This is a genomic window from Mesorhizobium sp. P171375, assembly GCF_057786075.1.
Window position 1 is genome coordinate 5294449 of the sequence record NZ_JBYNWF010000001.1, and the last position, 11768, is coordinate 5306216.

Below are 11768 nucleotides of genomic sequence, written 5' to 3' on the forward strand. Positions count from 1 at the left end.
CGCAGGCTTGCTTGCCAAGGATCTCGTGCGAAAGCACGGCAGACTAATCCCAAGGTGAGCAGAAGCCAGCTCGCTTACCTTAAGTTACGGACCCTTTAGATCTGCATCACCACGCGGCTATGGCGCGCGATGACGCTTTCCTCGTTAGTCGCGATCACACGCACTTCCACCTTGCTGTCCGGGCGGCTGATGATCCCGGCGTTGGCGTCATTGGCCGGCTCGTCGAGCGCCACGGCGAGCCAAGCCAATTTTTCGCATATCGTCTTGCGGATGGACGATGACCGTTCGCCGATGCCGGCGGTGAACACGAGGCATTCGAGACCACCAATCGTGTTTGCGAGCGCTGCTGCTTCCCTCGCGGCGCGGAAGGCGAAAAGCTCGATCGCCTCGCGGGCGCGAGGGTCGCTGCTTGCCTCCAGCGTGCGCATGTCGCCCGAAATACCGGACACGCCAAGCAGTCCGGATTTCTCGTAGAGCATCGTCTGCAGCTTGTCGGCTGCCATGCCCTTCTCCAGCAGGAAGTACAACAGCACGCCGGGATCGATGGCGCCGCAGCGCGTACCCATGACAAGGCCATCCAGTGCCGAAAAGCCCATCGTCGTATCGACGCTTTTGCCCTCGTGCAGAGCGCAGAGGCTTGCCCCATTGCCGAGATGAGCGACGATTGTCCGTTTCGCTGCGAACGCGGGCGATATCTCGCTCAGCCGTCCAGCAACATATTCGTAGGAGAGGCCATGGAATCCATAGCGACTAATGCCTGCCTCTTCATATTTGCGCGGAATGGCGAAGCGCCGCACGAGCGGATCGATCGTCTGATGGAACGCGGTGTCGAAACACCCGACCTGTGGCAGATCCGGTTGCAATGCAGCTATCGCACGAATTGGCGCGAGACTGCGAGGCTGATGCAGGGGCGCAAGTGCGGTCAGCCTGTCCAGGGCCTCGATGGTGGCGGGCGTCAGACGGACAGGTTTGCTGAACTCGTTTCCGCCATGCACGATACGGTGACCGGCACAGATCAGTTTTCTTCCACCAAGTTCGCCCTGCACCAAATTCAGTATTTCGCCAATGCCCGCATGCGGATCGTTCGCAGTGAGCTGCCTGTCACACTGCACTGTTCCATCGGCCGCTTTTGCGGTGAGTCTGGGCGCGTCGCCCAGATCCAAAGTGCCGCGCGAAACGAGTTGCTGGCCATCCGACGAGCCAAGATCGTATAGCGCGAACTTGACGCTGGACGAGCCGGCATTCAGCGCCAGGATCGACTGACGCGTCATTGTCGAGCCTTTGCCGCGCCCGCAGCCGGCCAGCTCCATTTCTGGATCTCGGGCATGTCTTCGCCGTGCTCGCGGACATAGGCCTTGTGCTTCGCCAGCCTGTCGTGAAGGTCGGAGGCTAGGCTTTCCGCCCTTTCGGCCAGGCCCGGCACGCGTTCGATCGCGGCAAGCGCGAGGTGGTAGCGATCGAGTTCGTTGAGCACCACCATATCGAATGGGGTGGTCGTGGTGCCCTCCTCGCGAAAGCCATGCACATGCATGCTGTCATGGTTGGCGCGCCGGTAGGTCAGGCGGTGGATGAGGTAGGGATAGCCGTGATAGGCGAAGATGACCGGCCTTGTCTTCGTGAACAGCGCATCGAAAGCATGGTCGGTAAGGCCGTGCGGGTGTTCGGTGTTCGACTGCAATGTCATCAGGTCGACAACGTTTACAACGCGGATTTTCAGATCGGGAATTGCAGAGCGAAGAATGTCCGTCGCGGCCAGCGTCTCCAGCGTCGGAACGTCGCCGGCGCAGGCCAGCACCACATCCGGCTCCTCGCCTTTTGAAACGGTGCCAGCCCATTCCCAGATGCCCGCGCCGGCCTTGCAGTGTGCTTCAGCATCTTCGATGGACAGCCATTGCGGCGCCGGCTGCTTGCCGGCGGTGATGACGTTGATGCGGTTGTACGTCCTCAGGCAATGGTCGGTGATCCACAGCAGCGTGTTGGCATCCGGCGGGAAATAGAGCCTGACCGTGTCGGCTTTCTTGTTGGCGACAAAGTCGGCAAAGCCCGGGTCCTGATGGCTGAAGCCATTGTGATCCTGCCGCCAGACATGAGAAGTCAGCAGGTAATTGAGCGAGGCGATCGGCTTGCGCCAGGCAAGCTCGCCGGAGGTTTTCAGCCATTTCGCATGCTGGTTGACCATAGAGTCGACGATGTGAATGAACGCCTCGTAGCATGAGAACAGACCGTGGCGGCCGGTGAGCAGATAGCCTTCCAGCCAACCCTGGCAGAGATGCTCGCTCAGCACTTCCATCACACGGCCGTCGCGGGAAAGATGGACATCGTAGGGTTCGATACGCTCCATCCAGATCCGATCCGTGACCTCGAACACATCGTCAAGGCGGTTGGAAGACGTCTCGTCCGGGCCCATCAGCCGGAAATTCCGCGCTTTGGCGTTAAGGCGAAAAACCTCGCGAAGATAGCCCCCACAAATCCGTGTCGCTTCGGCAATGACGCCTCCTGGCCGAGGCACTTCAACCGCCAGGCTTTTCCAGTCCGGCAGCGTCAGGTCGCGCTTCAACAACCCGCCATTCGCATAAGGAGTTGCGCCCATGCGCTTTGTTCCAGTTGGGGCAAGAGCCGCGAGTTCCGGCAACAGATGTCCTTCCTTATCGAACAGTTTTTCCGGTTCGTAGCTTCGCATCCAGGCTTCGAGGATCTTGCGATGCCCGTCATTGCCACGGGCGTTCGACACCGGCACTTGATGCGAGCGCCAGAAATCCTCGACTTTTTCGCCATCGACCTCTTTCGGTCCGGTCCAGCCCTTGGGGCTGCGTAGCACGATCATCGGCCACCGTGGACGTTCATAATGCCATGCCGGACCTCGGGCCTGCTCCTGAATGGAGCGGATTCGATCGAGCACGGTGTCGAGCGTCTTGGCCATCGCCTGGTGCATGGCAACGGGCTCATGGCCTTCGACAAAGAACGGTTCGTAGCCGTAGCCTGTGAACAGGTTACGCAACTCCTCGTCGGCCATGCGGCCGAGGATCGTCGGATTGGCGATCTTGTAGCCGTTGAGATGCAGGATGGGCAGGACGGCGCCATCCGACGCCGGGTTGAGAAACTTGTTGGAGTGCCACGCTGCCGCAAGCGGACCAGTCTCCGCTTCGCCGTCGCCAACGACGCAGGCGACCACCAGATCGGGGTTGTCGAAGGCCGCACCAAACGCATGGACCAAAGCGTATCCAAGCTCGCCACCCTCATGAATTGACCCGGGCGTTTCCGGCGCCGCGTGGCTTGGCACGCCGCCGGGAAAGGAAAATTGCCGAAACAGTTTTCTCAGACCGTCTTCGCCTTTGCCGATATCGGGGTAGATCTCGCTGTAGGTGCCCTCGAGCCAGGTGTTGGCGACCATCGCGGGACCGCCATGGCCTGGACCGCAGATGAACAGCACATCGAGATCACGCTCACGGATAATCCGGTTCAGATGCAGGTAGAGAAAATTGAGGCCTGGTGTCGTGCCCCAATGGCCGAGCAGCCGCGGCTTGACGTGCTCGGGCTTCAAGGGCTCGAGCAGCAGCGGATTGTCGAGCAGATAGATCTGGCCAACCGAAATGTAGTTCGCGGCGCGCCAGTAGCGGTCCATGAGGTTGATCCATTCGAGGCTGATTGCCTGCGTCGTCGCGGCGGCCTTGTCGTTCATCACCAGTCTCCAGCATTGGTTCTCCAGCAGCGGTTCGCTGGTGATAACTGGAGCGGCTTCGTGCCCGAGCAAGCCCCGACGGACGCCATCCGGAGCCGGCGTCGAACGACGGGCCGTGCACGCAACCAAGAGACCATTCGCAATCCCGTTGGTTCGCGGCCCCGTTGGTTCGCGGCCCCGTTGGTTCGCGGCTCTGTCAGGCAAATAGGTGGGAACCTTGAAGTGCCCCGGCGATTAGAGACTAGAATCGTGAAAGCCATGCCCAAGGCAATAGATGTGGCTGATCGAGACGCCGCGAAGGATATGCTCGCGCAAGGTGCGGACAAGCAGCCGCCAAAGGAGCTTAAAATGCTCGATCTTCCTCGTGCCCGCGACCGAATGGTCAATGTTCATATCGGCCGGCGTGGCATCCGCGATCGCGAGATTCTGCAGGCCATGCGCGAGGTTCCGCGCGAGGCTTTCGTCAATCCCGGCTTCGAAGAATTCGCTTATGAAGACGGACCACTGCCCATCGCTGACGGCCAAACGATATCGCAACCCTACATCGTCGCGTTAATGATCGAGTTGGCGAACGTCAAGGCTGGTGACCACGTTCTCGAGGTTGGCACCGGCTCGGGCTATGCGGCGGCCGTGATGAGCCGGATCGTCGAACAGGTCTACACGATCGAGCGTCATCCCGGATTGGCCAAAACCGCGAAGCGGCGGTTTGAAAGACTTGGCTACGAGAACATCGAGGTCCGTACTGGCGACGGCACGAAAGGCTGGCCGGAGGCAGCGCCCTTCGACGCCATCATAGTGGCGGCCAGCGGACCCGGCGCGCCACTTGCCCTTCAGGAACAACTCGATGTCGGCGGCAGGCTTGTCATTCCGGTCGGCGATGATCCGGATTTGCAACGTCTGCTCAAAGTCACCCGAACGGGCGCTGCAACCTATAGCGAGGAGGATTTCGGCGGCGTGCGGTTCGTCCCTCTCATCGGCGAGCAGGGCTGGCCCGAAAGCGGCAAGCTCGCTGAAATCGATCGTCCGCCCCGACATCGGCATCCCGCCAGTCTGCCCGATATGATCGCCATGGCGGCCGAGCCGCTTCCGGATTTCGACGATCCAACCTTCGGCGAGTTGTTCGATCGGTTCGCCAACCAGCGCGTCGTTCTGCTTGGCGAAGCAAGTCATGGAACGTCGGAGTTCTACAGGACACGCGCGGCGATCACCCGCCGGCTCATCGAGAAGCACGGTTTCACCATCGTTGCGGTCGAGGCGGATTGGCCCGATGCCGCCGCCGTCGACCGTTACGTTCGCCATCGCAAGCCGCGAGCCGGCGCGGTTGCGCCATTCCAGCGGTTTCCGACCTGGATGTGGCGCAACACCGATGTCGCGGCCTTCACGGACTGGATGCGTCGCCACAACGAGAAGCTCGAGCCATCCGGGCAAGCAGGGTTCTATGGCCTCGACATCTACAACATGAGTGGGTCCATAGAAGCGGTTCTCGAATATCTTGACCGGATCGATCCGAAGGCCGCAAAGATCGCCCGCGAGCGCTATGGCTGCCTGACCCCGTGGCAAAACGAACCGTCCACTTACGGCCGTGCGGCGCTGACCTCAGGCTACCAGGAATGTGAGAAGGCCGTTCTCGAGCAATGCCGAGATCTGCTCGCCAGGCAATTGGACTATGCGCGGCAAGACGGCGGCGACTTTCTCGATGCCGCCCAGAACGCCCGGCTGATAGCCTCCGCCGAACGTTATTACCGGATTATGTACTATGGCGGCGCGCAATCCTGGAACCTACGCGACACACATATGTTCGAAACGCTGGAACATTTGCTGGACGCCAACGGACCGAATTCCAAAGCGGTTGTTTGGGCGCACAATTCGCATATCGGAGACGCCCGCTATACCGAAATGGGCGTTGTCCGGGACGAACTGAATATCGGCCAGCTTTGCCGGCAACGGTTCGGCGATAAGGCAGCCCTGATCGGTCTGGGCACGCATTCCGGCACCGTGGCCGCCGCCTCCGACTGGGGCGGGGAGATGAAAGTGCAGCAGGTGCGACCCTCACGTGCCGACAGCTACGAGCGGCTTTGCCATGACTGCCGCGTTCCGCGTTTTCTGCTTGACCTGCGGCGCGACGAGGCGTTGCGCGAGCGGCTGCTGGAACGCAGGCTGGAACGCTTCATCGGCGTGATCTACCGGCCGGAAACCGAACTGCGCAGCCATTATGCCGATGCCTCCCTGCCCCAGCAATTCGACGCCTTCGTGTGGTTCGACAAAACCACCGAGGTGACGCCGCTTGGCCTGGAGCACGCGAGAGCTGATGTTCCCGACACCTATCCTTTCGGACTTTAGCCGTCGGCAAACGGCCAATGGCCCGGAACATTTCAGCCGGCCTGTGGTTTTGAAAACCGGACCCCTCGAAGGAGTTTTCTCATGAGCACGACCAGACATCCAAAGTGGAAAAAGCCGAGCGATGCTGACCTGGCGAACAATCCCGGCATCGGAACCTCCAAGGGCACGATCAAGGAAGGCGACGAACTCGACCTCGAAGGCGAGAATACGGTCGAGGGCGACGTCGAGAACGACACGACGGCCGCCGGCGGAATCAATCCAAGGCAGAAAATGCGGACCAACAAGTAGTCCGAATTGCATGAGGAAGGAGGCCTCGAAACGCAGGGGACTGATCGACAAGTCGATCAGGTGGGGTCGCATCTCGCGGTTGCGAACACTATCCTCACTTAGTCACCTGGCGCACGTCAGAACATGATCCTTTGCCTCAGCCACGCAAGAAACCTGTTACCACCAATTGTCCTGCGGACCCGAGCGGCAGCCCACCGTGCTTTCATGGTAGCACCGACGTGACAATCGCAGACGATGTCGTGCAGTTGCCAGTCATTCAGTTCGAAGAAGCGCTTGGCTTCGCCATACGTGTCATCCCTTAGGCCCGACGCGCGTAGCACCGTGTCTTCGAAGGCAACAGCAATTGCCGACCCTTCGGCACGTGCCATGGCACGTGCCTCCGGGTGCAGATGTTCGGTGCCTGTAAATGCGCCAAGGCATCGTTCGGGATTCTGATCGAGAAGTTCAGCCCAACGCGCGATGCGCTCGTTTCGTGTCGTTTCCAAATGTGGCGCCGAGGGCTCAATCCCGGCGACGGCATGCAGTTGGTCGAGTGTCTGATATTTCATGGTCCGCTCCAGTTGAGAAAAGCGCCCACGCCTTCAGGGGAATTATCGCGTGGCGATGCTTCGACAAGAGCGGAAGGCTGACAGAATTCATCACTGCCAAATTCAACTGGCTGGATCGTAAACGCGCCGACCGCGTTCATCAAAAAGGGGTGGCTATCACCAGCCACGGATCCAGAATCAGGTTCTGCCATGCTCATCCAGCCGATCGACTATTTTCTTGTTGCCTGGTTCACTCTTGCCGCTGCCTCGACGCTCTATGTCGGCATAGATCAGTACCGCAACAATCCCGAACCGGTGGTGATGAAATGGGGGTTCATCCTGGTGACCCTCTACATGGGTCCACTCGGCCTGCTGCTGTATGTGCTGGCCGACAAGGAACCGCGACCGGGCGAGCACGAGGACTTCACCAGGCCGCTATGGAAGCAAGGCGTCGGCTCGACCATTCACTGCGTTGCCGGAGATGCTACAGGCATCATCCTCGCCGCCGTCATCACGGCGACGCTTGGTCTTCCTATGTGGGTCGATCTCATTGTCGAATATGTTTCCGGTTTCGCCTTCGGTCTGTTCATCTTCCAGTCGCTGTTCATGAAGTCGATGATGGGCGGCACCTATTTGGAGAATGTGCGCAAAAGCTTCCTGCCCGAGTTCATCTCGATGAACTTCATGATGACCGGTATGGCGCCTGTGATGAGCTTCCTGATGATGGGGCGCGACATGCGCGCGATGGAGCCGACGGAACTTCTATTCTGGGGGGTGATGTCGATCGGCGTCATCGCCGGCTTCATCCTCGCCTATCCCGCCAATGTCTGGCTGGTGGCACGCGGATTGAAGCATGGGCTGATGACGCTGCGCTCGCAGACCACCGGAACGAGCAATCGAGAGCAGTCTGCGCACCAACGGCAAGCGACAAGCCACAACGACACCTCCCACGGGGGCAAAAGCAGTCGCCACCAGATGAAGACGGACGCTACGACCACGCAGATCGCTGCCCTCGGCCTGGTGTCGGTGATTGCGCTGGCAATCGGGATGGCCGCACCGGCGAACTGGCTGAACCTGACGCTGTCGGCTCGTGATGTCGGCGGGGTAATCATGCCGCAAGGCATGATCATGGACCGCGATACGCCGGCCGAGGCAATGCGTGACATGGCGGCAACCCATCCGCGTCGAGTGACAGCGTCCTACGATCTCGCTGCCAGAGGCGACCGGGAATTGCCGTTTCGCCTGGAGAACGGCATCAAGGTGTTCGAACTCAGACCGTCAGTAATCCGTTGGCAGATACTGCCCAACGTCGCGGTCGATGCCTATGCCTATAACGGCCAGATTCCCGGCCCGCGCATCCACATTCGCCAAGGCGACAAGGTCCGCATCAATGTCACCAACAGCCTGCCGGAGGAAACGACGGTGCATTGGCACGGGATGATTCTGCCGAACCAGATGGACGGACCCGCCGAGATTACCCAAGCGCCGATCGAGCCGGGACAATCCTACTCCTATGAGTTCACCGCCACCCAGCACGGGACCTATTTCTATCATCCGCACGCCAAGCCGGATCGCACCCAGGCGCTCGGCCTCTATGGCGCGCTGATCATCGACCCCGCCAATCCCGCCGACGAGGTGCAGGCCGACCACGACTACGTGATCGAGCTTCAGGAATGGCTGGTGCGCGATGGCCTGACCTATCCGTCGATGCCAATGGATGGCGGCATGCCGAACTTCTTCACCATCAACGGCAAGGCCTATCCCTCAACCGAAACGATCCAGATGAAGGTCGGCAAGACGCTGAAAGTGCGTTTCATCGGCACCAACAACGGCTTCATCCATCCGATGCATATCCATGGCGGACTCTTCGAGATCGTCGCCCGTGACGGCGAGACACTTGCCCCCTCGGCGCGCTTCCTGGCCGATACGATCAATGTTGGGCCGGGGCAGCGCTATGACGTCGTCTGGAAGGCACAGCGACCCGGCAAATGGCTGATCCACTGCCACATTCCGCATCACACGACGAACAACAATGTCGAGGAAAAGGGCGGTGGCGGGCTGATGGTCATCGTCGATGTCAGCTAAAGCGCGTCGCGCCTGAAACGGCCTCATGCGACGCGCTTTAGGTTGTTGTTTTTATGCATGTCGTTGTCCCAAAACCGCTGCGCACTTTTGGGCGACATACATTAGCCGACGTGAGGACATGGCCGAACAGGTATGTTCGGCCGACAGAGGAACGGTCCTATACCGATGCAGCACCCCCCGCAGCCGTCCGGAGGTTGCATTTATCGCGTCCTATTTCTTGATGATGTTCCCGTCGCGCAGGTCGAATGCTTCGGTGCCGCGAGCCTGGCGGTAGAAATCGTCCTGCAATTCACCCCATTCGCCGAGGAAGGCACCGCAATTACTGCAATGGATTGGCGTCGATTCCTTGGCATTATCCGGAATGTCCATCTGGATAGTCCCGCAAGCCTTGCAATCGAGTTTGTCGTCCAACCGGCGTCCCATCTTCTCACCATTGCGCATTTTCACATAGGAACCAATTGTCGGTTTCGTATGCAGTGATGCCGGCTGCCGTTTGAGTAGGTCTATGGCTGGTTTGCGATCGCAGGCTTCCTTCCCATTGCGCGCGTGAGATTGCACCCTATTCACGGGAGTCAAAAAGGACGGCTAGCCCCAACTCCCGTGCCAAGTCGGTGATTTCCTCCATCAACTCGTTATCTGTGTCCGGTATGTAAGGCGCGCCCTTGCGAACTGCGTCGATCGCTGCTTTGACCGAGACGATGTCGCCGTATCGCGCGTCCCTAAGTTCCGAGGCCAGGAACTCCCTGGCGGTGCCGACGGCAATTGTTGCCCCCCTGGCGATGCTCATGCGGTTCCTCCCCATGGCCACCCTCACCTTCATTTTGATCCTGTCCAAGCTAGAGATCAATTGATGGTACGATTCGTACAGAACCCCTTGGCCGATAACGCAACAGCTGAGTGATTTCGCCGGCCTCGCTTTGGAGGTTCGAATACCCCGTTGTACCGAAATTGCCCAGCATGACCCATCGAGGACCGACGGAACCATCGCTCTGCCTAACGGTTGTGTTTGCAAATTGTGATTGGAGAGATGCGAAGGAACGACGATGCGGATGTTGACGATAGTTGCAGCGCTTTCAGGGGCCATTGTTACGCAGCCCACCTATGGGCAAACCATCGGCCCGCAGCTTCCTCAGGTGACGCCGCCGCAGAGCGGGCTTCAACAGGAGGAGACGCTACCTGATCAAGCGACCTCTGGTCTCGATTTCACCGGTGTTGCGGTTGTCGCCGTCGAGGATTTGCCCACGGAAATCAAGGCACAGGCTGAGGCCGTGATCACCCAGACCAGTGCAGAAGATTTGCTGCGTTTGCAAAATTCAATTGATGCTTCGCCTCAGGCAACCTCGGCACTGAGGGCGAACGGGCTCAACTCCTCGCAGGTCGTCGCCGCCAACATCGATGGTGATGGCACGCTAACGCTGATCATCCAAACGACAACTTGATCGGCCATCCGAACCATACGGCTACGCCGTGAAGCAACGAAATACAGATGTCGCGGAGAGCCGCCATGGCCGAAGCCGCTGTTCGCAATTTCACCATTAACTTCGGACCGCAGCATCCGTCGGCCCACGGCGCCCTCAGGCTTGTGCTGGGATGGCGAGATCGTGGACCGCGCCGACCCGCATATTGGACCTCGCGGCCCTTGGCGAGACGGGACCCATTACCTGAACTTAAATGCGCGCGCCGCCCACATCAGCCGCATCGCCTGTTCGGCGGCGTTCGCCAGCAGCATGTCGGCGTCACGGATCGCGTCTTCGAGGGAACACGGCCGGCGAAGAATGCTGAAGAACGCATCGATGCCAATTTCGTGGGTCGTCTCGGCGCCCAGTCCGACCGTGCCGGCCAAGGCAATCACGGGCAGATTGTAACGTTTCGCGCGCCGTGCAATCTCCGCCGGCACCTTGCCAAAGCCGGTCTGTCCGTCCAGCCCGCCCTCGGCCGTCATGACCATGTCGGCATCTGCCAGTCGGCGATCAAGATCAATATACCGCCGGATAAGATCAAAGCGTGGCTGCAGCCGCGCTCCAACAAAGGCGTGAAGCCCGGCCCCAAGTCCACCGGAAGCTCCTCCGCCGACAAGCGGCGCTACGTCGATGCCGAGGTCGCGACGGACGATATGAGCGAGATTTTCCATGCCCCGATCGAGCAACGCTACCTGGTCAGGGGTCGCACCCTTTTGCGGACCAAATACCCGAGCGACGCCTCTCTCGCCGAGCAGCATATTGTAGGGGTTCACGGCGACGTCGATACGAACATTCGAAAGGCGGCGATCACGATCGGAAAGATCGACGCGAGCGAGTGACGAAAGCGCCGAGCCGCTCCCCGAAATAGAGTGGCCGTCCCCGTCGAGCAAGCGCACGCCTAGAGCTTGGGCCATTCCCATTCCCGCATCGTTGACGCTCGAGTCACCGCAGCCGATCAGAATCCTTTCGGCGCCAAGATCGAGTGCCACATGAATCAACTCCCCCACCCCATAACTTGTAGTGCGGGTCGGGTCACGCATGTCCATGGGAACGAGCCGCAGTCCGGCAGCCGCCGCAATCTCCAGAACAGCCGTCCGCTTCTTTCCTCGGCCGAGAAAACCGACGGTCGCCTCCACAGGTTGCCCGACTGGTCCCGTGACGGTGACGGAATGCAACTCACCATGGGACAGCTCAACAAGCGTACGCGTAAAATCCTCGCCTCCATCCACCATCGGAACGCTAAACACTTTTGCTGTCGGAACCGCATTGCGGACGCCGCGCGCCAATGCATCGATAACATCACGAACGCCGAGGCTCTCCTTAAAACCAGACGGTGCGACCAACACTCGAAGCCGTTTTCTCTTCTTCGGCTCCTTCTTTTTCGACATG

At 59.8% G+C, this 11768-nt stretch carries 11 protein-coding genes and 1 pseudogene; 5 read left to right on the forward strand and 7 right to left on the reverse strand.

Annotated elements, in window-relative coordinates; genetic code table 11:
• Positions 1 to 95: 95 nt before the first annotated feature.
• The gene (locus tag ACYHH6_RS25800; protein WP_352584363.1) at positions 96 to 1271 is read right to left on the reverse strand and encodes an acetate/propionate family kinase; all 1176 of its coding nucleotides are present in this window, start codon (positions 1269 to 1271) and stop codon (positions 96 to 98) included.
• Complete coding sequence (locus ACYHH6_RS25805) at positions 1268 to 3679, reverse strand: phosphoketolase family protein (RefSeq protein WP_352584251.1); 2412 nt, start codon at positions 3677 to 3679, stop codon at positions 1268 to 1270. Before ACYHH6_RS25805 ends, ACYHH6_RS25800 begins: the two co-directional genes overlap by 4 nt.
• Before the next feature lie 348 nt (positions 3680 to 4027).
• Here ACYHH6_RS25805 and ACYHH6_RS25810 point away from each other — a divergent pair, with 348 nt between their 5' ends.
• Both ACYHH6_RS25810 and ACYHH6_RS25815 read left to right on the forward strand, forming a co-directional pair.
• Entirely contained in the window at positions 4028 to 6019 is a 1992-nt protein-coding gene (locus ACYHH6_RS25810) for a protein-L-isoaspartate(D-aspartate) O-methyltransferase (RefSeq protein WP_352584361.1), read from the forward strand.
• Between the two features lie 81 nt (positions 6020 to 6100).
• Positions 6101 to 6307 (forward strand): hypothetical protein, encoded by a 207-nt coding sequence (locus ACYHH6_RS25815; protein ID WP_352584249.1) that lies wholly within the window; start codon positions 6101 to 6103, stop codon positions 6305 to 6307.
• Between the two features lie 116 nt (positions 6308 to 6423).
• Here ACYHH6_RS25815 and ACYHH6_RS25820 read toward each other — a convergent pair whose 3' ends face one another.
• The gene (locus ACYHH6_RS25820) at positions 6424 to 6855 is read right to left on the reverse strand and encodes a hypothetical protein (RefSeq protein ID WP_352584247.1); all 432 of its coding nucleotides are present in this window, start codon (positions 6853 to 6855) and stop codon (positions 6424 to 6426) included.
• Positions 6852 to 7046, reverse strand: a complete 195-nt coding sequence (locus ACYHH6_RS25825; RefSeq protein ID WP_352584245.1) for a hypothetical protein — start codon at positions 7044 to 7046, stop codon at positions 6852 to 6854. The genes ACYHH6_RS25820 and ACYHH6_RS25825 overlap by 4 nt, the downstream gene beginning before the upstream one ends.
• On the opposite strand from ACYHH6_RS25825, the gene ACYHH6_RS25830 reads away from it, so the two are divergent.
• Complete coding sequence (locus ACYHH6_RS25830; protein ID WP_352584243.1) at positions 7045 to 8919, forward strand: multicopper oxidase domain-containing protein; 1875 nt, start codon at positions 7045 to 7047, stop codon at positions 8917 to 8919. The two genes, ACYHH6_RS25825 and ACYHH6_RS25830, sit on opposite strands and share 2 nt — an antisense overlap.
• A gap of 210 nt (positions 8920 to 9129) precedes the next feature.
• Here the strand turns inward: ACYHH6_RS25830 and ACYHH6_RS25835 are convergent, their stop codons facing one another.
• A complete protein-coding gene (locus tag ACYHH6_RS25835) occupies positions 9130 to 9288 on the reverse strand; it encodes a hypothetical protein (RefSeq protein ID WP_352584242.1) in 159 nt (52 codons plus the stop codon).
• A gap of 190 nt (positions 9289 to 9478) precedes the next feature.
• Positions 9479 to 9706: a hypothetical protein gene (locus ACYHH6_RS25840; protein ID WP_352584240.1), complete on the reverse strand. Its 228-nt coding sequence runs from the start codon at positions 9704 to 9706 to the stop codon at positions 9479 to 9481.
• A 256-nt stretch (positions 9707 to 9962) separates the two neighbouring features.
• On the opposite strand from ACYHH6_RS25840, the gene ACYHH6_RS25845 reads away from it, so the two are divergent.
• Both ACYHH6_RS25845 and ACYHH6_RS25850 read left to right on the forward strand, forming a co-directional pair.
• Complete coding sequence (locus ACYHH6_RS25845; protein WP_352584238.1) at positions 9963 to 10358, forward strand: hypothetical protein; 396 nt, start codon at positions 9963 to 9965, stop codon at positions 10356 to 10358.
• Positions 10359 to 10423: 65 nt separating this feature from the next.
• Positions 10424 to 10547: pseudogene (locus ACYHH6_RS25850) on the forward strand (NADH-quinone oxidoreductase subunit D); the annotation flags it as partial.
• Between the two features lie 29 nt (positions 10548 to 10576).
• On the opposite strand, the gene ACYHH6_RS25855 reads toward ACYHH6_RS25850, so the two are convergent.
• Positions 10577 to 11767 (reverse strand): glycerate kinase family protein, encoded by a 1191-nt coding sequence (locus ACYHH6_RS25855; RefSeq protein ID WP_352584236.1) that lies wholly within the window; start codon positions 11765 to 11767, stop codon positions 10577 to 10579.
• Between the last annotated feature and the right edge of the window lies 1 nt (position 11768).

What these genes read in the sequence shown, in the direction of transcription:
- ACYHH6_RS25820 (WP_352584247.1), bottom strand. Translation starts at nt 6,855, where the DNA reads ATGAAATATCAGACACTCGACCAACTGCATGCCGTCGCCGGGATTGAG.
- ACYHH6_RS25810 (WP_352584361.1), top strand. Translation starts at nt 4,028, where the DNA reads ATGCTCGATCTTCCTCGTGCCCGCGACCGAATGGTCAATGTTCATATC.
- ACYHH6_RS25815 (WP_352584249.1), top strand. Translation starts at nt 6,101, where the DNA reads ATGAGCACGACCAGACATCCAAAGTGGAAAAAGCCGAGCGATGCTGAC.
- ACYHH6_RS25830 (WP_352584243.1), top strand. Translation starts at nt 7,045, where the DNA reads ATGCTCATCCAGCCGATCGACTATTTTCTTGTTGCCTGGTTCACTCTT.
- ACYHH6_RS25825 (WP_352584245.1), bottom strand. Translation starts at nt 7,046, where the DNA reads ATGGCAGAACCTGATTCTGGATCCGTGGCTGGTGATAGCCACCCCTTT.
- ACYHH6_RS25805 (WP_352584251.1), bottom strand. Translation starts at nt 3,679, where the DNA reads ATGAACGACAAGGCCGCCGCGACGACGCAGGCAATCAGCCTCGAATGG.
- ACYHH6_RS25835 (WP_352584242.1), bottom strand. Translation starts at nt 9,288, where the DNA reads ATGGACATTCCGGATAATGCCAAGGAATCGACGCCAATCCATTGCAGT.
- ACYHH6_RS25845 (WP_352584238.1), top strand. Translation starts at nt 9,963, where the DNA reads ATGCGGATGTTGACGATAGTTGCAGCGCTTTCAGGGGCCATTGTTACG.
- ACYHH6_RS25855 (WP_352584236.1), bottom strand. Translation starts at nt 11,767, where the DNA reads ATGTCGAAAAAGAAGGAGCCGAAGAAGAGAAAACGGCTTCGAGTGTTG.
- ACYHH6_RS25840 (WP_352584240.1), bottom strand. Translation starts at nt 9,706, where the DNA reads ATGAGCATCGCCAGGGGGGCAACAATTGCCGTCGGCACCGCCAGGGAG.
- ACYHH6_RS25800 (WP_352584363.1), bottom strand. Translation starts at nt 1,271, where the DNA reads ATGACGCGTCAGTCGATCCTGGCGCTGAATGCCGGCTCGTCCAGCGTC.